The sequence below is a fragment of the Pseudomonas sp. MF09150 genome (assembly GCF_059862355.1).
Window position 1 is genome coordinate 436,056 of record NZ_JCBCUS010000003.1, and the last position, 21,057, is coordinate 457,112.

A 21,057-nucleotide genomic window follows, 5' to 3' on the forward strand; every position below is an offset into this window, starting at 1 on the left:
GATGTTCAGGTTATCGACCGAGATCCCCCCAACCATGCCGCAATCCCAAGCCAAGAATCTGTCCCTGATCGCCGCCATCGACCTGGGCTCCAACAGCTTTCACATGGTCGTGGCCAAGGCCCAGAACGGTGAAATTCGCATTCTCGAGCGGCTCGGTGAAAAGGTTCAACTGGCCGCCGGGATCAACGACGAGCGCCAGCTCAACGAAGAGTCCATGCAGCGCGGGCTCGATTGCCTGAAGCGCTTTGCCCAACTGATCAATGGCATGCCCCTGGGTGCCGTGCGTATCGTCGGCACCAACGCCCTGCGCGAAGCGCGCAACCGTGGCGAATTCATCCGCCGCGCCGAAGAAATCCTCGGCCACCCGGTTGAAGTCATTTCCGGCCGTGAAGAAGCTCGCCTGATTTACCTCGGCGTGTCCCACACCCTCGCCGACACCCCGGGCAAGCGCCTGGTGGCCGACATCGGCGGCGGCAGTACCGAATTCATCATCGGCCAGCGTTTCGAGCCACTGCTGCGCGAAAGCCTGCAGATGGGCTGCGTCAGCTTTACCCAGCGTTATTTCAAGGACGGCAAGATCACCCCGGCGCGCTATGCCCAGGCCTACACCGCGGCACGCCTGGAAATCATGAGCATCGAACACGCCCTGCACCGCCTGACCTGGGATGAAGCCATCGGCTCCTCGGGCACCATCCGCGCCATCGGCCTGGCGCTGAAGGCCGGCGGGCATGGCACCGGAGAGGTCAACGCTGAAGGCCTGGCGTGGCTCAAGCGCAAGCTGTTCAAGCTGGGCGATGCGGAAAAAATCGACTTCGAAGGAATCAAGCCCGATCGCCGGACCATTTTCCCGGCAGGCTTGGCGATTCTCGAAGCCATCTTCGATGCCCTCGAACTGCAACGCATGGACCACTGTGAAGGCGCGCTGCGTGAAGGCGTGCTCTACGACCTGCTGGGCCGTCATCATCACGAAGACGTGCGCGAACGCACCCTCAGCTCGCTGATGGAGCGCTACCACGTCGACCTGGAACAAGCTGCCCGGGTCGAGCGCAAGGCGCTGCATGCCTTCGACCAGGTGGCCGAGGACTGGGACCTGGAAGACGGCGTGTGGCGCGAGCTGCTGGGCTGGGCGGCCAAGGTGCATGAAGTGGGGCTGGACATCGCCCACTATCACTACCACAAGCACGGCGCCTACCTGATCGAGCACTCGGACCTCGCCGGCTTCTCCCGCGAAGACCAGCAAATGCTCGCACTACTGGTGCGTGGCCACCGGCGCAATATTCCCAAGGACAAGTTCGCCGAGTTCGGCGATGAAGGCACCAAGCTGATTCGCCTGTGCGTGTTGCTGCGCTTTGCGATTCTGTTCCATCACATCCGCGGCACCCAGGAAATGCCCCAGGTCAAACTGCACGCCGCGGGCGACAGCCTGGATGTGGTGTTCCCGGAAAACTGGCTGGATGAAAACCAGCTGACTCAAGCCGACTTCGCCCTGGAAGCGGAGTGGCTGACCCGGGTCGGCATCAGCCTCAACGTGCATTGAGGCCCGCGGCGGCCCTTGCGGGCCGCCGCTTCGCTGTCACTTCTCCTAGCGAACGCTCAACACTGGATTGCTCAGGCGCTCCAGCAGAATCGCCTGGGCGCTGCGCGGGTTCTGGTTGCCGGTCGGCGTGTTGCGGATGTAGCGCCCGTCCGACTGCAGGCTCCAGCTGTGGGTGTTGTCGGTGAGGTAACTCTCCAACTCTTTCTTGACCCGCAGGATCAGCTTCTTGCCCTCGACCGGGAAGCAGGTCTCGACCCGCTTGTCGAGGTTGCGCTCCATCCAGTCGGCACTGGAGAGGAACATCTGCTCCTCGCCGCCGTTGAGGAAGTAGAACACCCGGGTGTGCTCCAGGAAGCGGCCAATGATCGAGCGCACATGAATGTTGTGCGAGACCCCGGCGATGCCCGGACGCAGGCAGCACATGCCGCGCACCACCAGGTCGATGCGCACGCCGGACTGGCTGGCCTTGTACAGCGCGCGGATGATCTTCGGATCGGTCAGCGAGTTGAACTTGGCGATGATGTGCGCCGGCTTGCCGTCGAGGGCGAACTGAGTCTCCCGGGCAATCATGTCGAGCATGCCCTTCTTCAGGGTGAACGGCGCGTGCAGCAGCTTCTTCATGCGCAGGGTCTTGCCCATGCCGATCAACTGGCTGAACAGCTTGCCCACGTCTTCGCACAGGGCGTCGTCGGAGGTCAGCAGGCTGTAGTCGGTGTAGAGACGGGCGTTGGCCGCGTGATAGTTGCCGGTGCCCAAGTGCGCGTAACGCACGATCTCGCCGGCTTCACGGCGCAGGATCAGCATCATCTTGGCGTGGGTCTTGAAGCCGACCACACCGTAGATCACCACCGCACCGGCCGCTTGCAGGCGGCTGGCCAGTTGCAGGTTGGACTCTTCGTCGAACCGCGCGCGCAATTCGATCACCGCCGTGACTTCCTTGCCGTTACGCGCCGCATCCACCAGCGCATCGACGATTTCCGAGTTGGCACCGCTGCGGTACAGGGTCTGCCGGACGGCCAGCACGTGGGGGTCCTTGGCGGCTTGGCGCAGCAGGTCGACCACCGGGGTAAAGGACTCGAAGGGGTGCAGCAACAGGATGTCCTGCTTGCTGATCACGCTGAAGATGTTCTCGCTGTTCTGCAGCAGCTTGGGGATCTGCGGGGTGAACGGCGTGTATTGCAGCTCCGGATGGCTGTCCAGGCCGGTGATGCTGAACAGGCGCGTCAGGTTCACCGGGCCATTGACCTGATACAGCTCGGTCTCGTGCAGGTTGAACTGCTTGAGCAGGTAGTCCGACAGGTGTTTCGGGCAGGTGTCGGCCACTTCCAGACGCACCGCGTCGCCGTAGCGACGGGAGAACAGCTCGCCGCGCAGGGCGCGGGCCAGGTCTTCGACGTCCTCGGTGTCCACGGCCAGGTCGGCGTTACGGGTCAGGCGGAACTGATAGCAGCCTTTTACCTTCATGCCCTGGAACAGGTCATCGGCATGGGCGTGGATCATCGACGACAGGAACACATAGTTGTCGCCCGGGCCGCCGACTTCTTCCGGGACCTTGATGATGCGCGGCAGCAGGCGCGGCGCCGGGATGATCGCCAGGCCGGAATCACGGCCAAAGGCGTCGATCCCTTCCAGCTCGACGATAAAGTTCAGGCTCTTGTTCACCAGCAACGGGAATGGGTGCGTCGGGTCGAGGCCGATCGGGGTGATGATCGGCGCGATCTCGTCGCGGAAATAGCGGCGGACCCAGGTCTTGAGCTTGGTGGTCCAGTTGCGGCGACGGATAAAGCGGACCTGATGTTTCTCCAGCTCCGGCAACAGGATGTCGTTGAGGATCGCGTACTGGCGGTCGACGTGGCCGTGCACCAGTTCGCTGATGCGCGCCAGCGCCTGGTGCGGCTGCAGGCCGTCGGCCCCGGCTTGTTCACGGGCGAAGGTGATCTGCTTTTTCAGGCCGGCAACGCGGATCTCGAAGAATTCGTCGAGGTTGCTGGAGAAGATCAGCAGGAACTTGAGCCGTTCCAGCAGAGGGTAGGACTCATCCAGCGCCTGTTCCAGGACCCGGATGTTGAACTGCAGTTGCGACAATTCGCGGTGGATGTACAGGCTGCTGTCATCCAGGCTGGGAATCGCGATCGCCGGGGCCGCCTGCGGCGACTCGACCGCGGCCGCGACCACCGCAGGCGGGGTCTCCAGCTCGGGCGGGGTTTCGGCAACTTGCTCAATCACAGGCTGAGCGTCTTTTACGGCAACTTCAGTAAGTCCTTCGGTATTCATCGCGTGTTCCTGGGAGGGCTATTTTTGCTCTCGTAACAATTGAGCAGCACGAACGGCAAAGTAAGTCAGGATGCCATCGGCACCTGCACGTTTAAAAGCGGTCAGGGATTCAAGAATAACCCCTTCACCCAACCATCCATTCTGAATCGCCGCCATATGCATGGCGTACTCGCCGCTGACTTGGTAGACAAAGGTCGGCACCTTGAATTCATCCTTGACCCTATAAAGGATGTCCAGATAAGGCATGCCGGGCTTGACCATCACCATGTCCGCGCCTTCCGCCAGGTCGGCGGCCACCTCATGCAGCGCTTCATTGCTGTTGGCCGGGTCCATCTGGTACGAGGCCTTGTTGGCCTTGCCCAGGTTCAGCGCCGAGCCCACCGCATCGCGGAACGGGCCGTAATAGGCGCTGGCGTATTTGGCCGAGTAGGCCATGATCCGCACATTGACGTGACCGGCCAGCTCCAGGGCCTCGCGGATCGCCTGGATCCGCCCGTCCATCATGTCCGATGGCGCCACCACCTGGGCACCGGCCGCGGCATGGGACAACGCCTGGCGGACCAGGGCGTCAACGGTGATGTCGTTCTGCACATAACCGTCTGCGTCGAGAATCCCGTCCTGGCCATGGGTGGTGAACGGGTCCAGCGCCACATCGGTGATGACCCCAAGCTCCGGAAAGCGCTCGCGCAAGGCGCGGGTTGCGCGCTGGGCAATACCTTCCGGGTTCCAGGCTTCGGCCGCGTCCAGGGACTTGAGCGCCGCCGGAGTCACCGGAAACAGGGCCAGCGCCGGAATCCCGAGCTCGACCCAGGTCGCTGCCTCTTCGAGCAGCAGGTCAATGGTCAGGCGCTCCACCCCCGGCATCGAAGCCACCGCTTCCCGACGGTTCTCGCCCTCGAGCACGAACACCGGCAGGATCAGATCGTCGACGCTCAGGACGTTTTCACGAACCAGGCGGCGAGAGAAATCATCACGACGGTTGCGGCGCAGGCGGGTGGCGGGGAACAGGCGGTTGGCAGGGGTAAAGCTCACGGCAGACTCCTGAGCCCGCGCTGACGGGCGAGCGTGACAGTTATAAGCGGCCATTATGACGAACGAATGACAGTTGTGCTTAACCCTGTGACCTGTAGTCGCAGTGATTGTCATTGCTGGATTTGTTCACGTCGAGACACATTTCGATACTTTCCTCTATGTCCTCGAAGGGGTAGGCTGCGCGTTCATTTCGCCAGCACCCAGACAATGCTCCAACAATTTCTGCATGACTTCGGCTACTTCGCCCTTTTTCTCGGCACGTTCTTCGAAGGCGAAACCATTCTGGTGCTCGCGGGCTTCCTCGCGTTTCGCGGATACATGGATATCAATCTGGTGGTGGTAGTAGCCTTCTTCGGCAGCTACGCCGGCGACCAGCTTTGGTATTTCCTGGGGCGCAAGCACGGGCGCAAATTGCTTGCGCGCAAACCCCGCTGGCAATTGATGGGTGACCGGGCGCTGGAGCATATCCGCAAGCATCCGGATATCTGGGTACTGACTTTCCGCTTCGTCTACGGCCTGCGCACGGTCATGCCCGTGGCCATTGGCCTGTCCGGCTATCCGCCGGGACGCTACCTGCTGCTCAACGGTATCGGCGCGGCCATCTGGGCCACCGCCCTGGCCGCTGCCGCCTACCACTTCGGTGCAGTGCTCGAGGGCATGCTCGGCAGCATCAAGAAGTACGAGCTGTGGGTGCTGGGCGCCCTGCTGATCCTGGGCCTGGGCCTGTGGTTGCGCCGGCGCCTGAAGAACGCGCGGCTGGCCAAGGAGATCTACCAGGCCGAGCAGGACAAGAAGGCCGAAATCAAGACGCCAGTCGAGTAACCCGGCCTCTGACGTAATACAGACCGATCACACTGAGCAGGCTGTAGCTCAGCAGGCCGATCCAGCCCAACGGGCTGGCCGGCCACAGCCCGACCAGCGGCGCCAGCCACACCAGCGGCAGGTTCGACAGCAGCCGCACAGCCTCCAGCTTCAACGCCCACGGCCGATTCTCCAGCGCCGCGCCCAGCACGAACAACCCGAACGCTATGGCGCCCCAGCCCAGTACCAGGGCACCGGTCGGCAAGCTGTTCTCCAGGTTCATCAGGTAGCTGCCCAGCGCCACATACACCGAGAACTGCAGCACCACGTACACCTGCTGGCGCACATCCAGCTCCACCTCGAACTTGCGGAACTGGCTCAGGTCCGGCTTGGCCAGCGGGTACTTGGCCCGCACATCCGCCGGGCGCCAGCCGGTGCGCATGAACCAGATCCGCAGCTTGTCCCAGTAGCTTTCGGTACGCCGCGCGTCCTCCCACAGCTGTGCATAAAACTGCAGGTTGGCCCAGATCGGGTTCCAGCTGGCCAAGGGCGTGGTCACCCCAAATATCACGGGCTCGTTATCGTCTTCTTCCTGGAACGAGCCAAATAGACGGTCCCAAATAATGAACACGCCGCCGTAGTTGCGATCCATGTAGAGAGCGTTCTGTGCATGGTGGGCCCGATGATTGGACGGCGACACGAAGAACCATTCGAACCAGCCGAGCTTGGGGATATGCCGGGTATGCACCCAGAACTGGTAGAGCAGGTTCAGCGCCGCAACGCTGACAAACACCAGCAGTGGCACGCCGGCCACGGCCAGCGGCAGGTAGAAGATCCAGCTCAGCAGGAAGCCGGTGCTGGTCTGGCGCAGGGCTGTGGAGAGGTTGTAATCCTCGCTCTGGTGGTGCACCGAATGGGCGGCCCAGAGGATGTTGCGTTCATGGCCGAAGCGATGCAGCCAGTAGTAGCAGAAGTCATAGAGCACAAAGGCGAATACCCAGACCCAGACGCTGTCGGCCGGCAACTCGAACAGCGCCAGGTGCTTCAGGGCAAAGGCATAGGTCACCAGGCCCACACCCTTGGTCAGAAGCCCCGTGGTGGTCGACAGCATACCGGTGCTGATGCTGTTGACGGCATCGGCGACGCGGTAGTTGTTCACCCCGCGCCAGCGATCGACCAACAGTTCGACAACAATCAATACGAAGAAAAACGGCACCGCATAGAGGATGAAGTTCATGACGCGACCTGACCGGAATCGATACGCGAGATTAGGGCCCGCGGTGAAATAACCCTATGGCAACCCATGACAATTTAGTGGACATTTAGCGCCATGAATCTGGAGAAAAACCCATGAGCAAAAAAGTTGCAGTGATCCTTTCCGGTTGTGGCGTATACGACGGCGCCGAGATCCATGAAAGTGTGATCACCTTGCTGCGCCTCGACCAACGCGGCGCCAAGGTCCAGTGCTTCGCCCCTGACATCGCGCAGATGCACGTGATCAACCACCTGACCGGTGAAACCATGGACGAGTCGCGCAACGTGCTGGTGGAATCGGCGCGCATTGCCCGTGGCGAGGTGAAGAACCTGCGCGAAGCCAACGCCGAAGACTTCGACGCGCTGATCGTGCCCGGCGGTTTTGGCGCGGCCAAGAACCTCTCCAACTTTGCCGTCGAAGGCGCGGGCTGCAAGGTCCAGGAAGATGTACTGGCGCTGGCCGAAGCCTTTGCCGAGGCTGGCAAGCCGGTGGGCCTGATCTGCATTTCGCCGGCACTGGCGGCGAAGATCTACGGCCCGGGGGTGATCTGCACCATCGGCAACGATGCCGACACCGCCGCCGCCATGGGCAAGATGGGCGCCACCCACACCGACTGCGAAGTCAGTGAAATCATCGAGGACAAAGCCCGCAAACTGGTGAGCACCCCGGCCTACATGCTCGCCCAGTCCATCAGCGAAGCCGCATCCGGCATCAACAAGCTGGTGGACCGAGTGCTGGAACTGACCCACGAAAACGACTGACCGCCCTCGCTGCCTCAGCACCTGTTCGCGATCTGGCGAGCGACGCTCAGGCCTGACGCGCCAGCCGCGTCAGGATACGGTCCAGTGAGTTGGCGAACGCCTGCTTCTCGCGATCACCGTAAGGCCCCTGCCCGCCGCCGACCTGTCCCTGTTCGCGCAGGTCGGTGAACAGGTTGCGCACTGCCAGGCGCTCTCCCATGTTCTGCGCGTCGAACTCCTTGCCGCGAGGATCAAGGGCCGCCACACCTTTCTTCACCAGCCGGTCCGCCAGTGGCACATCGCTGCAGATCACCAGCTCGCCCGGTACGGCGTGTTCCACCAGATAATCGTCGGCGGCATCCGGCCCGCTGGGCACCACGATCAGCTTGACGCAGGTAAACGCCGGCTTGATCTGGCTTTGCCCGGCCACCAGCACCACCTCGAATTGACGCTTCAAGGCGAAGCGCACCAACTGATCCTTGGCCGCCTTGGGGCAAGCGTCGGCATCGACCCAGACACGCATAATCCTTCCTCATGAATGCACTGCGGGCAAACCCGCCCCCTGCACTTTAGCCGCAGGGGCGGGCTTGCCCGCTATAAACCCGCTATCGAGGCCTAGGAAGCCTGTACCCGACGCTTCTCGGCGTTGCGGCTGCGGCTGTAAAGCACCACGATCGCCACGATCGCCACGGCCTGGGCCGCCAGCGAGTAGGCATCGGCGTGGATCCCCAGCCAGTCGAAGTCGAAGAACGGCACCGGACGGGTGCCAAAGATCCCGGCCTCCTGCAATGCCTTGACCCCGTGCCCGGCGAACACCACCGACAACGCGCACAGCAGCGCGGCGTTGATGCCGAAGAACAGCGCCAGGGGCAGTTTCGCCGAGCCCCGCAGAATCACCCAGGCCAGGCCCACCAGCAGTACCAGCGCGGTAGCGCCACCGGCCAGCACCGCGTTATGCCCGGCCGGGCCGGCCTGCAGCCAGAGGGTTTCATAAAACAGGATGACTTCGAACAGCTCGCGGTAGACCGAGAAAAACGCCAGCATCGCAAAGCCAAACCGCCCACCACCGCCCACCAGACTGCTCTTGATGTAGTCCTGCCAGGCCGCCGCGTGCCGCCGGTCGTGCATCCACACCCCCAGCCACAGCACCATCACACTGGCAAACAGCGCCGTGGCGCCTTCCAGCAGTTCGCGCTGCGAGCCGCTGACATCGATCACATAGGCCGCCAGGGCCCAGGTCGCCAAGCCCGCCAGCAAGGCCAGGCCCCAGCCGACGTTGACGCTGCGCACCGCCGACTGCTGGCCGGTGTTGCGCAGGAAGGCGAGGATCGCCGCCAGCACCAGGATCGCTTCCAGGCCCTCGCGCAGCAGGATCAGCAACCCGGAGATGTAGCTCAGGGACCAGCTCAAGCCATCGGAACCCAACAGGTCCGCGGACTCCTTGAGCTTGGCCTTGGCCGCCGCCAGGCGCTGCTCGGCCTGCTCCGCCGGCAAGCCGTCCTGCAGCGATTGACGGTAAGCCATCAGGGATTTCTCGGTGTCTTTGCGCACAGTGGCGTCGACGTTGTCGAGGGAGCTTTCCACCAGCTCGAAGCCCTCGAGGTAAGCCGCCACCGACAGGTCATACGCCTGCTCGCGATCCCCGGCGCGGTAAGCGGCCAGGCTCTTGTCGAGGGTCGAGGCGGTGTAGTCCAGCAATTGCGCCGGACCGCGCTTGACCTGCGGCGGTTGCGCGCGCTGGGCACGGAAGGTCGCGGCGGCCGCCGGGCCCTGGGCGGAAAGGACTTCGCCGGGGGTTTGCCGGGCCAGGTCAGCAAGGTTGAACACCTCGGCCCCCTTGGCCGCTGCCGGATCCGCACTGAAGCTGGCGATGTAAGTCGCCAGGTCCCAGCGCTGGCGGTCGTCCAACTGGTCGGCGAACGACGGCATGTCGGTGCCTTCGACTCCCAGCCCCAGGGTGTTGTAGATCGCGTACAGGCTCAGGCGATCCAGGCGCGCGGCATCGCGCAGGTTGGCCGGTGGCGGCGTCAGGCCAACACCCGCCGGGCCATCGCCCGCCCCCGTGTCGCCATGGCACACCGAGCAATGCTGGGCATACAGGGGCGCGCCGCGAGTCGGGTCCGGGGTAATGATCGGCGCCTGGCTGACCTCATAGGCCACCGCCAGCTTCGCCCCCAATTGCCGGGCCTGGCGGGCGACCGCCGCCCCGTCTTCACGGGCGCCGATGGCACTGCGCAGGCTGCTGACACCGGTTTCCAGCTCGGCCTTCTCCGGTTTGGACGGCAGATCGGCGATCAACCCCTGCAGCACCCCCAGAAATTCCAGCTGTTCGCTGTACTCGGCGTCGTCGATGACCTTGCCCGCCTCAACCGTGGACGGGTAATCCGCGCCGATGTAATCGAGCAAATGCAGGGCCTTGGGCGCGCCTTCAACGGTATCGGCCAGCAGATTGGAGCTGCACAGGGCCAATAGCGGCAGCACAAGCCACGCCAGGAAACGGGAAGGGGCAATCATCAATCAATCTCAATTGGTAATACGAAGTTACATATTGTTCACTTCCAATGAGCTTCACTCAAGCGCCATGACGCCGCGCCTGCGCCATCAGCCCCGCAAAACCGGGCGCAAGCCTTGCCGGCAGGGTGTTACGGGCCATCGGCCGGACTTGCGCAAATTTGCCCTCGACGCCAAAAAGCCACGCTCGCTGACCGCAGCCGCTGTCGAACACCAGCGTAAATGCCCGAGGCAGACATCCGCCCCCGCTCCCCTGATTCCGCGTACTGGCACCCGCTTAATAAATGAAATTAAAAAGCCAGTACAAGGCCATCATCCGCCGCTATAATGCCGCGCCCTAGTTATCGCGATAGGGTATTTAAGCTCCTCTTTTTATGAGGAATTGGCAGGATAGCCAGTTGTCCTGCCAGTGGGTCCGTCCAGCCCTACCCGCGCGCCAGGCTGCCCAATTCAGGGAAGAAGTACCCATGGCCTCCCGCGCCCTCACCTTGTTCGCCCTCAGTACGGCCACCCTGCTGGCTGGCTGTTCGGCCTTCCGCAGCTATGATAACGAGCTTCAGGAAACCAACCAGCAACTGGGCGCCGGCCACGTCGATGCTGCCCTGGCCCTGCTGGAAAAGAACAACCAGAGCGAAGACAAAGACCTGCTCTATTACTTCGAAAAAGGCGAGTTGCTGCGGGCCAAGGGCGACCTCAACGGCAGCCAGACGGCCTGGCGCCATGCCGACCAGGTGGTGGGCAACTGGGAAGACTCGGTCAAGCTCGACACCGACAAGTACCTGGCCCAGTTCGGCAGTTTCCTGATCAACGACAAGGTGCGGCGCTACGAAGGCTACGACTACGAAAAAGTCATGCTGACCACTCAGATGGCCCTGAACCTGCTGGCTCAGAACGATTTCGACGGCGCCCGTACCGAAATCAAGAAAACCCACGAACGTGAAGCGGTGATCGCCGAGCTGCGCGACAAGGAATACCTCAAGCGCGAGGACGAAGCCGAAAAACAGGGCGTCAAGACCGAGTACAAGGACCTCAAGGGTTACCCGATCGAGTCCCTTGATGCGCCCGATGTGGTCAGCCTGAAAAACAGCTACCAGAGCGCGTTTAGCCATTACCTGGCCGGCTTCGTCTACGAAGCGCTGGGTGAAAAAGACATGGCGGCACCGGGCTACCGCAAGGCCGCCGAACTGCGCCCCAACACCCCGCTGCTGGAACAGGCGCTGCTGAACCTGGACGAGCCAGCCGCCGTACCGACCGTCAAGGTATCGGGCAAATCCAAGAAGTCGTCGGCCAAGGCTGCGGCCAAGCCCGTTGCCAAGCCCGAGCTCGCCGCTGACGAAAGCGACATCCTGATCGTGGTGCAAAGCGGCCTGGCGCCGGCCCGCGACTCGATCCGCATTCCACTGCCGCTGCCCATCAGCGGCAACCTGGTGATCACCCCGCTGTCGTTCCCGGTGATCAAGCCGGACACCACGACCCCAGCCTTCACCCAGATCGCCGTGGATGGCCAGCAACAGTCCCTGACCCAGCTCAACAGCACCACCGCCATGTCCCGCCGCGCCCTGCGTGACGACATGCCGGGGATCATCCTGCGCACCACCGTGCGCGCCGTGACCCGTGGCGTGGCGCAAAAACAACTGAACGACGTCAACCCGCTGGCCGGCCTGGCCGTGGGCATTGCTTCGGCCGTGACCGAAGGTGCGGACACCCGCACCTGGCGCACCCTGCCGGACAACACCCTGGTGACGCGCCTGCGGGTCAAGCAGGGCGAGCACCAGATCACCCTGCCTAGCGCCCAGGGCGGCTCCCAGGTGCAGGTCAAGATCGACCGGCGCTATCAGGTCGTAACCCTGCGCGTGGTCGGCAACCAGGTATTCAGCAGCGGCCTGGCCGCTCAGGTAATGCCCAGCGCCAATAGCCAGGCTGTGATCAGCCTCAAACAACCTTAAGCGGAGACTCTCATGCGCTTCAAAATCATCGCTGTCGCCGCGCTGGCCCTTCTGGGCGGCTGCGCAACCCCTCCACCACCGGCTCCCGGCAGCGCCGCGAGCAAGGTGGTGGTGATGAACAAGTTCAACAACATTGCCATCGGCGCAATGCGGGTCGCCCGTGAAAACGGCTTCCTGACGGTCAAGGTGGCGCTGAACAACACCAGCCACACCAACATGACCATGTACTACCGCTTCGTCTGGCTGGGCAACGACGGTTTCCCGGTGGCTGATGAAGAAAGCTGGAAGGTGTTCAACCTGTACGCGGCACAAGCCACCTTCCTGCCGGCCATTGCTCCGGTCCCCCAGGCCACTGACTTTCGCATGGAAGTCAAAACCCAATAAATCGCCACCCCATCAGATTTAGAGAGCACACCCATGTTTGCACGCTTTTCTTTCCTCGCCATTGCCGCCCTGCTGGCCAGTGGCTGCGCCAATAACTCTCCCGTCCTGGGCGGCAAGAACATCGGCTACGGCGACAGCAAGGCCGTGGAACTGGTGACCAACGAGTTCGGTTCCACCGACCTGCAGATGATCGCCGAGTCCATGACCCGCTCCCTGGCCCAGTCCGGGATCCTGCAGGGTCGCCCTGTGGTCCAGGTCTACGACGTGAAGAACAAGACCAGCGAGTACATCGATACCCGCGAGATCACCACCTCGATCAAGACCCAGCTGATGAAGTCCGGCACCGCCCGCTTCGCCAGCGACAACACCGCGATGCAGAGCCAGGTCGACCAGCTCAAGCTGCAGAACCAGAGCGGCCTGTACAAGAAAGGTACCGTGGCCAAGACCGGCAACATGATCGCCGCCAAATACCGTCTTGAAGGTTCGATCAGCTCGATCGTCAAGCGCAGCAGCGACTACAAGGACGTCTTCTACAAATTCAGCCTGCAATTGATCGACGTCGAGAGCGGTCTGGCCGAGTGGATGGACGAGAAAGAGATCCGCAAAACCACGGAGCGCTAAGCAATGCGTGCATGGATTGGCATCATGGCCCTGGCTTGCGCGTTTGGCGCGCAGGCGGCCCCTAAAGTTGCAGTCATGGACCTGGCGTACCAGGAACGTGTGCAGGAATACATCCACATCGTGTCGTCGCAGAACAGCTATCGCGAGGGCTATGCCAGCGCCAGCGGTTCGTCGAGCTACAACGAGATGGAGTCGAGCACCAGCTACATCGAGGAAGGGGAGCTGCGCAAGTTCACCGGTGACATCAAGGGCGAGATCCTCAAGTCCGGGATGTTCCAGCTGATGCAGGGCACGCCCCACACCAGCGCGTCCACCGCCAACGTGTACGACGTGATCAAGCGCATCAAGGCCGGCAACTTCAAGGGCGCCGACTACGTGCTGTTCGGCACCCTGTCGGATATCGACTTCAACCGCGATATCAACGAGCTGGCCAACACCGACAGCTACTCGGCGGTGCTGGCACTGACCCTGGTGGCCGACTTCAGCCTGATCAACACCAAGACCTTCGAAATCACCTCGGCCTTTACCGCCATGGGTGAAGGTCAGGACACCAAGCTGGTGAACAACCGTGATGTGCGGATCTCGCTGAACCGCCCACGGGTGGTGCGCGAAGTGTCCAAGTCCCTGGGCGAAGACGTTGCCCGGCAGATGGCCGAGCAACTGGGCCGCGGCGGTTATCAGCAGCCAGGACAAGCGCCGACGCGCAACAACCTGCCGCCTGATACCCAGCCGGTGATCCTGCGCTAAACCCTCGGGCAATGAAAAAGGCGACCTTCGAGGTCGCCTTTTTTATGCCCGCCAGGTTTAGATCGCGGCTTTGCGAATGGTCGCCAATAGCCCTGCGGCCCCGATGAACAGCCCGGCAAAGGTGCGGTTCATCCGCCGCTGCTGGGTCGGCGTGCGCAACAGGCGCAGCACTTTGGAGGCCAGGCCGGTGTAGCCGGCCATGACGATCAGGTCGACCACAATCATGGTGCCGCCCAGGATCAGGTATTGCTTGATCAGCGGCGCATGGGGATCGATGAACTGCGGCAGCACCGCCAGCATGAACACCAGGGCCTTGGGGTTGCTGACATTGACCAGGAAGCCGCGAAAAACCAGGGCCAGGGGCTTGCCGATGGGGCGGATCGCCGCGTCATCGCTCATGTCGCTGGGCAGTGCGCGCCATTGCTTGACCGCGAGGTACACCAGGTACGCCACGCCAAACCACTTGATGGCGTAGAAGGCGGTGGCGGACGCCGCGAGGATCGCCCCCACGCCCGCGGCGACGATCGCAATCTGCAACGCCAGGCCCAGTTGCAGGCCCAGGGCATTCCAGTAGCCACGCCAGAAACCGTATTGCAGACCGCAGGACATCGACGCAATGGCGCCGGCACCCGGGGAAAGACTGATCACCCAGCAGGCGGCAAAAAACGCCAGCCATGTCTCAAGAACCATCGCGCACCTCGGATCGAATCAATCGTGGCTGCCTAAGCTAATCCTCCGACTCGCGGCTGACCATGTTTTTTTCTAGGGCGCGCAAGGTGTCAGGAGAAGATGAGGTGTGCGTCCGGTAGCCGCTGCCGCAGGCTCGGGCCGCGTTTGGACGCTGCCCCAGCCGCTACCGAAGAACCCTCGGCAGATGGTAGACCCCCTACTTCCCACCCGTCCCGATAGGCAGCACATCATTCCCGCGCCAACGGCGCACCGAGCGCTGGAAGAACAGGCTGTTGGGCACCTGCACCATGGCGCTGCCGGTACCGGCTTCTTCCGCCTCGACCAGGGTGGTGTACAGGAGGTTGATCGCCACTACCCGGCCCTTGACCCCGGGCTTGTCGACGGTATCGACCAACTCGACGATATCCCCCAGGCGAAACGGCCCGACGGTGAAAATCAGAATCGCGCAGAGCAGGTTGGAGAGCACGCTCCACATGGCAAAGAATGCCACCGCCGCCACCGCGACAAACCCCGACAGGGCTGTCCACAGCACCGTCGCCGAAACCCCCAGGCGCTCCAGGACAAAGATCAGCGCGCTGCCCATGATCAGCCAGCGCAGGCCTCCGCGCAGCGGCATCAGCAACTGCGGCGGGAACGGATAGCGCTCTCCCAGTCGGGTCAGGCAGCGCGCCACGAAGCGCTGCGCCAGGTACCCGGCCAGCAGGATCAGGACAATTTGCAGGGCAATCCACAAGGGGCCGACCCACTGCGCCGGCAGCGGCAATTGAAGAGCCTCCATCAGGACAGCGCCTCCAGCTCCGCCTGCATGCTTTCCAGCAGCTCCAGGGCTTCCATCCAAGCTTCTTCAAGCTCGGCTTCACGCACCTTGAGCTTGGCCTGTTCGGCCAGCAAGTCCCGCAGGTCGTTCTTGCGCGCAGGTTCGTAGATATCGCTGTCGCCGAGACTGGCATCGATCTTCGCCAGTTTCTCGTGCAGCTTGCCCAACTCGGCTTCGAGCTTGTCGGCCTCGCGCTTGTGCGGCGCCAGTTGCTGGCGCAACGCAGCCGCGGCCTGGCGCTGGGCCTTCTTGTCGGTCTTGTCCGGGTTGACCGGCGTCGTGCTGACCGGGGCGTTGCGCTGTCGGTAATCCACCAGCCAGCGGGTGTAGTCGTCGAGGTCGCCATCGAACTCTTCGACCTTGCCGTCGGCCACCAGGTAGAAGTTGTCGGTGGTGCTCTTGAGCAGGTGGCGATCGTGGGAGACCACCAGTACCGCGCCGCTGAACTCCTGCAACGCCATGGTCAGCGCCAGGCGCATTTCCAGGTCCAGGTGGTTGGTCGGTTCGTCGAGCAGCAGCAGGTTCGGCCGCTCCCAGGCGATCAAGGCCAGGGCCAGGCGGGCTTTTTCGCCGCCGGAGAAATTCAGCACCGGCTCGTCGATCCGCGCGCCACGGAAATCGAAACCGCCAAGGAAGTCGCGCAGGGTCTGCTCGCGCTCGGTAGGCGCCAGGCGCTGCAGGTGCAGCAGCGGGCTGGCCTTGGCGTCGAGGGAGTCCAGCTGGTGCTGGGCGAAATAGCCAACCACGGTGTTTTCACCCCGGGTCAGGCGTCCGGCCAGCGGCTCGAGTTCACCGGCGAGGTTTTTGATCAGGGTCGACTTGCCGGCACCGTTGGGGCCCAGCAGGCCGATACGCGCACCCGGGGTCAGTTGCAGCTTGACCTTCTCCAGCACGGTCTTGTCGCCATAACCCAGGCGAGCATCAGACAGGTCGATCAAGGGGCTGGAGATCTTCGTCGACTCGCGGAACACGAAGTCGAACGGCGAATCGACGTGGGCGGCAGACAACTCTTCCATCCGCTCCAGGGCCTTGATCCGGCTCTGGGCCTGGCGCGCCTTGGTGGCCTGGGCCTTGAACCGGGCGATGTAGCTTTCCATGTGCGCGCGCTGCGCCTGCTGCTTCTCGTAGGCCTGTTGTTGCTGGGCCAGACGCTCGGCACGGGCGCGTTCGAACGCGGTGTAACCGCCACGGTACAGGGTGATCTTGCGCTGATCGACGTGGGCCACGTGATCGACCACGGCATCCAGGAAGTCGCGGTCGTGGGAAATCAGCAGCAAGGTGCCCGGGTAGCTCTTGAGCCACTCTTCGAGCCAGATGATGGCGTCGAGGTCCAAGTGGTTGGTCGGCTCATCGAGCAACAACAGGTCCGACGGGCACATCAGCGCCTGCGCCAGGTTCAGGCGCATCCGCCAGCCCCCAGAGAAGTCGCCGACCGGGCGGTCCATCTGCTCGTTGGTGAACCCCAGGCCGGCCAGCAGCTTGCGCGCCCGGGCATCGGCGGTGTAGCCGTCGGCGCTGTCCAGTTCGGAGTGCAGGCGGGCCTGGGCGGCACCGTCATGGGCCGCCTCGGCGTCGGCCAGCTCACGCTGTACCTGGCGCAGGCGCAGGTCGCCATCGAGCACGTAGTCGACCGCCAGGCGCTCCAGCGTGTCGACCTCCTGCCGCATATGGGCGATGCGCCAGTCGGCAGGCAGGAAGCAGTCACCGGAATCCGGGTGCAGCTCCCCGCGCAGCAAGGCGAACAGGCTGGATTTTCCGGCGCCGTTGGCACCGATCAGGCCGGCTTTGTGGCCGGCGTGCAGGGTCAGCTCGGCGTCTTCTAGCAGACGTTGCGGACCACGCTGTAAAGTCAGGTTCTGAAGTCGAATCATAATGGCGGCGGAGTCTACCAGCTTCGCTCGCAACTGGCGCGAGTAGCAATATGTCCCCTGACCTGTGGAGCTACACCCTCAAGACCTACGCCCGCCCGGGCGTGGAACCGGCCTGCCTGCAATTGCAGGCGGCAGGGGCCAACGTGTGCCTGCTGCTGTGTGCTGCCTGGCTGGGTGGACGTGGGGTTGCCTGCAACAGCTCGCGCCTGTCACAGCTGCACGCGCTGGCTGCGCCCTGGCATGAAGAGGTGGTGCAGCCGCTGCGCCAGTTGCGCACAGGGTGGCGCCAGGCGGCCAATGACGACCACGAGTTGAAAGCGTTGCGTGAGCAAGTGAAGGCCCTGGAGCTGCAAGCAGAACGGCAGTTGCTACTTCGCCTGGAAGCACTGGCGAGGGATTGGCCGCAGGCTGAGGCCGAAGATTTATGGCCCTGGGTGCAAGGTCTGGCGGCCGAAGCCGCCAACCTTGACCGCGATGCGCTGCAGGCGCTGCGCGTCGCGGTGACCGGCGCTTAAGAGGCGCTGGTTGGCGTGGTGCTGCCGGTAGGGGCGCTGGCAGGCGTTGCCGATGTTGGCGCAGCTACTGGAGCAGGTGCTGCCGGTTTGGCTGCTGGAGTTGCCGGAGTCGCAGGCTTGGCGGCCGCTGGAGCGGTGGCCGGCTTTGCAGCGGCGGGCTTGGCTGCGGGCTTGGCAGCAACCGGTTTTTTCGCGGCAGGTTTTGCAGCAGGCTTGGCCGCTGGTTTGGCTGCGGCCGGTTTGGCAGCAACAGGTTTTGCAGCGGGTTTTGCAGCAGCGGAAGCAGCAGGTTTGGCTGCCGGTTTAGCCGGTGCCTTTGCTGCAGCGGGTTTGGCCGCTGGTTTAGCCGGTGCCTTTGCCGCAGCAGGTTTAGCCGCTGGCTTGGCCGCGGTCTTGGCTGCTACTGGTTTGGCTGCAGGCTTGGTCGCTGCGGGTTTGGCTGCGGCAGTCTTGGCGACTGGTTTAGCTGCAGGCTTGGCAGCGGGTTTAGCGGCAGGTTTCGCAGCAGCGGTTTTGGCAGCCGGCTTGGCGGCAGGTTTTGCGGCAACCGGTTTAGCGGCAGCCGGTTTGGCAGCCGCGGTTTTAAGAGCCGGTTTCGCGGCGCTGGCGGCGCCTGGTTTTTTTGCGGCGGGCTTGGCTGCTGGCTTGCTCGCAGCTTTGGCCGCGGGTTTTGCTGCAGGCTTGGCGGCTGCCTTGGCCGGCGCCTTGGCTGCAGCTTTGGCAGCAGGTTTCTGCGCAGGAGCAGCAGGTTTGGCTGCACGCGAGGTCAGCGCCTTGGCCACGGCCTCTTTCACACGACCAACACCCTGAGCCAGTTTCAGGCTTTCCTGGGCATCGCGTTTAAGTTGCAGAATGTAGGTGCGGGTTTCGGATTGACGCGCCTTCAGCGCATCCAGCAGGTCTTCAAGTTCTTTCACTGCGTCCTTGGCTTTGGCTTGTGCCTTGGCCTTGCCGGCCGCCGCGGCGTCCTGCAATTTGGTGCGCGATTTGTGCAGTTTTTCTTGCGCCTTGCCCCGTTGCTTTTCCAGCTTGGCGAGCAGTTTTTCAGCATCAGCCAAGGCTTGCGAACAAGCGTTTTCCAAATGTTCGAGCAAGCTGCCCGAAAGCTGTTGGAGCAAATGCAACGGAGTGTTTACAGGCTTCTTATTCGCCGACATGGGTTACCTCCTGGCTGACGTGAGTTGCGGCTCATACTAGACCTCTGCTGCTACCGCCGCTAGGTCATGTTGACAGTATCGAAAGCCCGGCGTTGCAGCCGATTGAAAATGTTGTTCCGCCTCTGCAAAGTTGCCCTGCAGCCGCCTCCCTCACACTGGCATAATCCACACCCTCTCAGGCCGGAGAACGCCCATGTCGCGTTACCTTTTTTTATCGTTGAGTCTGCTCTTGCCCCTGGCCCAGGCTGGCGAAAAAGCACCGCAAAACGACACCCGCGATCTCGCCTACAGCCTCGGCGCCAGCCTGGGCGAACGGCTGCGTCAGGAGGTGCCCGACCTTGAACTGCAAGCCCTGGTGGACGGCTTGAAACAAGCCTACCAAGGCAAGCCGCTGGCCCTTACCGATGAGCGTATCGAGCAGGTGCTCGCGCAGCACGAGGCCCAGGTCAGCGCGCAATCGGCCAAGCCCCAGAGCGAAATCGCCTTGGAGAAAGAACAGCGTTTTCTCAGCGAAGAAAAAGCCAAGCCAGGCGTTCGCCCATTGGCAGATGGCATCCTGCTCACCGAACTCGTCCCCGGCAGCGGCGCCAAGGCAGGGCCCAACGGGTCGGTGCAGGTCAAGTATGTCGGGCGCTTGCCCGATGGGACGGTGTTCGACCAGAGCAACCAGCCTCAATGGTTTCGTCTCGACAGCGTGATTGCCGGCTGGCGCAGCGCCTTGCAGCAGATGCCGACGGGCGCCAAATGGCGCTTGGTCATCCCCTCGGCCCAGGCCTACGGCGCCGAAGGTGCCGGGGATCTGATCGAGCCTTACACACCGCTGGTGTTCGAGATCGAATTGCTCGGCGTCAGCGGCTGAGGCACAGAAACGAAAAACGGCGCGCCATGCGCACCGTTTCTTTAAAGCCCTTGCCGGGAATCAAGCCTGGGCGACAACCTCTTCCTTGTGCGCGTTGTGCAGCACTTCAATCAGGCAGTCTTCCAATTCGAAGCGCTCATGCAACAGGCCGCCGAGCTCCTTGAATTTCTCGGCAACACACTTGCCCTGGTCACACAGATCATTGAACGTCAGGAGCTTTTCAGTGATCACGTCAATCCGTGGGTAAATGGTCTCGGCCAACTCCAGCCCGCGCTTGTCACCAAAGGCCTTGGCTTCGCTGGTCAGTTGCTCGTAGATTTCGAAGTGTCCGGCCGAGACGTAATCAACCAGGATTCCGCAAAACTCCTGCAGCAGCGTGCGATTCTCAGCCAGCGCTTCGGGCTCTGCGCCGAGAGCATCATAGGCCCGAACCAGTTCGTGACGTGCCTGCAACCAGCGATCGATCAGCAGATGCACTCCACCCCAGCGTTCCTGAGCATTCTGACAACTTTCGAGCATGGTGATCTCTCTTCCCTTATGGGTCATGCCGCCCCTGCTCCTGACCCATGACTTGAAAGCTCAAGCCCCAGCAGGCGGAACGGCATCGAACAACAGATAGCTTTGACACGTGCGGGCCAGATTATGCCCGCGCGACAACTGCTTCAAGGTACGCAGGAGATAAAGTTCATACAAGTGTTTAATCCGCCGCAGTTACCCAAAACCTGACTTAGGGCAAGACTGGCCGCCGCCGAGCCAGGCGCAGCAAGCGGTAGACGCTCAAAACCAGCATTGCAGCGAACACCAGCAGGCTCCACTCCGGAGCGCTCATGTCGACCAGGGTCCAGGTCACATCAGCGCAGTCCGAGGTGCCCTGGAAGACCAATTGCAGCGTGCGCACCGCGCTCATGTTCCTGAGCATGAAAGGAATGTCCGGCAAGCACGCCAGCAACTGATCAGAGGCGACATTCTGCAGCAAGACATGCCGCCCGGCGGTCAGCACCCCGCCCAGGCTGCTCAGCAGATTCAACAACCAGTAACCACGACTGCCCTGGCGCCCGGGACCGTGCACGGCGGCAACCAGACTGACGACGGTGAACAGCAGGATGAAAAAGCGTTGCACGCTCCACAGCGAGCACGGCTCGAGGCCCACCCCGTATTGCAGGTGCCACCCGGCCCAGGAGGCCAAGGCGCCTACCGCAAATACCAGGAAAAAAAGCGAGCGTGAGCCGGCCAGCGACATGACGTATCCGTTACGCAAGAAACAGGCAGTCACGGTAGAGAAAGCGCACGCACCTTTCAA

Annotated in this window: 20 protein-coding genes; 9 read left to right on the forward strand and 11 right to left on the reverse strand. The window is 62.7% G+C overall.

Annotation, left to right across the window (positions count from 1 at the left end; genetic code table 11):
* Nucleotides 1–34: 34 nt before the first annotated feature.
* Nucleotides 35–1,537, forward strand: a complete 1,503-nt coding sequence (gene ppx, locus AC19YX_RS14905; protein ID WP_078470516.1) for an exopolyphosphatase — start codon at nt 35–37, stop codon at nt 1,535–1,537.
* Between the two features lie 45 nt (nt 1,538–1,582).
* On the opposite strand, the gene ppk1 is transcribed toward ppx, so the two are convergent.
* Both ppk1 and hemB read right to left on the reverse strand, forming a co-directional pair.
* Nucleotides 1,583–3,811, reverse strand: a complete 2,229-nt coding sequence (gene ppk1 / locus AC19YX_RS14910; RefSeq protein ID WP_078470515.1) for a polyphosphate kinase 1 — start codon at nt 3,809–3,811, stop codon at nt 1,583–1,585.
* A gap of 18 nt (nt 3,812–3,829) precedes the next feature.
* On the reverse strand, nt 3,830–4,843 hold the full coding sequence (gene hemB / locus AC19YX_RS14915; protein WP_020295947.1) for a porphobilinogen synthase: 1,014 nt from the start codon (nt 4,841–4,843) through the stop codon (nt 3,830–3,832).
* Between the two features lie 207 nt (nt 4,844–5,050).
* Here hemB and AC19YX_RS14920 point away from each other — a divergent pair, with 207 nt between their 5' ends.
* Complete coding sequence (locus tag AC19YX_RS14920; protein ID WP_020295948.1) at nt 5,051–5,665, forward strand: DedA family protein; 615 nt, start codon at nt 5,051–5,053, stop codon at nt 5,663–5,665.
* On the opposite strand, the gene AC19YX_RS14925 is transcribed toward AC19YX_RS14920, so the two are convergent.
* Nucleotides 5,646–6,881 (reverse strand): sterol desaturase family protein, encoded by a 1,236-nt coding sequence (locus AC19YX_RS14925; RefSeq protein WP_078470514.1) that lies wholly within the window; start codon nt 6,879–6,881, stop codon nt 5,646–5,648. The genes AC19YX_RS14920 and AC19YX_RS14925 overlap by 20 nt on opposite strands.
* A 113-nt stretch (nt 6,882–6,994) precedes the next feature.
* On the opposite strand from AC19YX_RS14925, the gene elbB reads away from it, so the two are divergent.
* Nucleotides 6,995–7,660, forward strand: a complete 666-nt coding sequence (elbB, locus tag AC19YX_RS14930; protein ID WP_078470513.1) for an isoprenoid biosynthesis glyoxalase ElbB — start codon at nt 6,995–6,997, stop codon at nt 7,658–7,660.
* A gap of 46 nt (nt 7,661–7,706) precedes the next feature.
* Here elbB and AC19YX_RS14935 read toward each other — a convergent pair whose 3' ends face one another.
* Nucleotides 7,707–8,162, reverse strand: a complete 456-nt coding sequence (locus AC19YX_RS14935; protein ID WP_020295951.1) for a YaiI/YqxD family protein — start codon at nt 8,160–8,162, stop codon at nt 7,707–7,709.
* Between the two features lie 92 nt (nt 8,163–8,254).
* Nucleotides 8,255–10,153 carry an FTR1 family protein gene (locus AC19YX_RS14940; RefSeq protein ID WP_421548242.1) on the reverse strand — a complete coding sequence of 633 codons (1,899 nt, stop codon included), beginning with the start codon at nt 10,151–10,153 and terminating at the stop codon, nt 8,255–8,257.
* Between the two features lie 464 nt (nt 10,154–10,617).
* On the opposite strand from AC19YX_RS14940, the gene AC19YX_RS14945 reads away from it, so the two are divergent.
* The 4 genes from AC19YX_RS14945 to AC19YX_RS14960 are packed head-to-tail and all read left to right on the forward strand — an operon-like array spanning nt 10,618 to nt 13,848.
* A complete protein-coding gene (locus AC19YX_RS14945; RefSeq protein WP_500606529.1) occupies nt 10,618–12,096 on the forward strand; it encodes a COG3014 family protein in 1,479 nt (492 codons plus the stop codon).
* A gap of 12 nt (nt 12,097–12,108) precedes the next feature.
* Nucleotides 12,109–12,480 (forward strand): YcfL family putative periplasmic lipoprotein, encoded by a 372-nt coding sequence (locus AC19YX_RS14950; protein WP_078470510.1) that lies wholly within the window; start codon nt 12,109–12,111, stop codon nt 12,478–12,480.
* Between the two features lie 33 nt (nt 12,481–12,513).
* Nucleotides 12,514–13,101 (forward strand): penicillin-binding protein activator LpoB, encoded by a 588-nt coding sequence (gene lpoB, locus AC19YX_RS14955; protein WP_078470509.1) that lies wholly within the window; start codon nt 12,514–12,516, stop codon nt 13,099–13,101.
* 3 nt (nt 13,102–13,104) lie between these two features.
* Entirely contained in the window at nt 13,105–13,848 is a 744-nt protein-coding gene (locus AC19YX_RS14960; RefSeq protein ID WP_020295957.1) for a hypothetical protein, read from the forward strand.
* 57 nt (nt 13,849–13,905) lie between these two features.
* Here AC19YX_RS14960 and AC19YX_RS14965 read toward each other — a convergent pair whose 3' ends face one another.
* The 3 genes from AC19YX_RS14965 to AC19YX_RS14975 form a co-directional block, all read right to left on the reverse strand.
* Nucleotides 13,906–14,538, reverse strand: coding sequence for a LysE family transporter (locus AC19YX_RS14965; RefSeq protein ID WP_078470508.1), 633 nt, complete (start codon nt 14,536–14,538; stop codon nt 13,906–13,908).
* A gap of 196 nt (nt 14,539–14,734) precedes the next feature.
* On the reverse strand, nt 14,735–15,316 hold the full coding sequence (locus AC19YX_RS14970; protein WP_201128523.1) for a mechanosensitive ion channel family protein: 582 nt from the start codon (nt 15,314–15,316) through the stop codon (nt 14,735–14,737).
* Nucleotides 15,316–17,226 (reverse strand): ATP-binding cassette domain-containing protein, encoded by a 1,911-nt coding sequence (locus AC19YX_RS14975; protein ID WP_201128528.1) that lies wholly within the window; start codon nt 17,224–17,226, stop codon nt 15,316–15,318. The genes AC19YX_RS14970 and AC19YX_RS14975 overlap by 1 nt, the downstream gene beginning before the upstream one ends.
* 50 nt (nt 17,227–17,276) lie before the next feature.
* Here AC19YX_RS14975 and AC19YX_RS14980 point away from each other — a divergent pair, with 50 nt between their 5' ends.
* Entirely contained in the window at nt 17,277–17,741 is a 465-nt protein-coding gene (locus tag AC19YX_RS14980) for a TIGR02444 family protein (RefSeq protein WP_078470505.1), read from the forward strand.
* Here the strand turns inward: AC19YX_RS14980 and AC19YX_RS14985 are convergent.
* Nucleotides 17,738–18,898 (reverse strand): AlgP family protein, encoded by a 1,161-nt coding sequence (locus AC19YX_RS14985; RefSeq protein ID WP_500606530.1) that lies wholly within the window; start codon nt 18,896–18,898, stop codon nt 17,738–17,740. The two genes, AC19YX_RS14980 and AC19YX_RS14985, sit on opposite strands and share 4 nt — an antisense overlap.
* Before the next feature lie 193 nt (nt 18,899–19,091).
* Between AC19YX_RS14985 and AC19YX_RS14990 the strand changes: the two genes are divergently transcribed.
* Nucleotides 19,092–19,757, forward strand: a complete 666-nt coding sequence (locus tag AC19YX_RS14990) for an FKBP-type peptidyl-prolyl cis-trans isomerase (protein WP_421548238.1) — start codon at nt 19,092–19,094, stop codon at nt 19,755–19,757.
* Nucleotides 19,758–19,817: 60 nt separating this feature from the next.
* On the opposite strand, the gene AC19YX_RS14995 is transcribed toward AC19YX_RS14990, so the two are convergent.
* On the reverse strand, nt 19,818–20,276 hold the full coding sequence (locus AC19YX_RS14995) for an Rsd/AlgQ family anti-sigma factor (protein WP_078470502.1): 459 nt from the start codon (nt 20,274–20,276) through the stop codon (nt 19,818–19,820).
* A 208-nt stretch (nt 20,277–20,484) separates the two neighbouring features.
* Complete coding sequence (locus tag AC19YX_RS15000; protein WP_078470501.1) at nt 20,485–20,997, reverse strand: disulfide bond formation protein B; 513 nt, start codon at nt 20,995–20,997, stop codon at nt 20,485–20,487.
* Between the last annotated feature and the right edge of the window lie 60 nt (nt 20,998–21,057).